The following is a 564-nucleotide window of genomic DNA, read 5'->3' on the forward strand; positions in this document are numbered from 1 at the left end:
CACCATTACAGGTCTATGGCCAAGGGCAATTTCCGTGAGTATCTTCAGGGGGACGAAGTGTGGTACAAGAAGTATCTGTACGTGATTCGCCCGATTATGGCTGCGCAGTTCACGGCCAAATTCGGGACTCCGGCTCCCGTCTCGTTTTCGCAGTTGCGCGATGCTGTGGAGCCTGCCAAGATCACGGCCGCTGTTGACGCGCTGCTCGAAATCAAGATGCGGACAGGTGAGAAAAAGCTACACCCGCGTGTCCCGATTCTCAACGAGTGGATCGAAGAGCAACTGGAGATTCTGGAGACAATTCCGGACCAAGAACTCGCGATCGTGTCGCCGGCTGTCGATCTGGATCAGGAATTCCGTGATATTTTGTACTTTAATGACATTTAAGGAGTCAGCATGAGTAAACCGTGGATTGAGGTAATGCGCTGGTGCGTCGAGAATCCGTGTGAAGACCCCATCCAGTTTATGGATTGTTGGCTGGAGGGCCGGTTCGACGTGTGTCGCAAAGAATGGCCTGAGGTTCCAGAATCGTGTTATCCGGGCACCACGGACGAAGCGGTTGAC

Annotated in this window: 1 protein-coding gene; it reads left to right on the top strand. The window is 53.4% G+C overall.

Translation table 11 applies throughout. The features are described 5' to 3' along the window. Nucleotides 1–387: DNA polymerase beta superfamily protein (locus AC1RPH_RS07715; protein WP_481762012.1), on the top strand; the 387-nt coding region annotated here is incomplete at its 5' end. Between the last annotated feature and the right edge of the window lie 177 nt (nucleotides 388–564).

The sequence above is a fragment of the Dellaglioa sp. CoH-57-MRSF-16 genome (genome assembly GCF_056782055.1).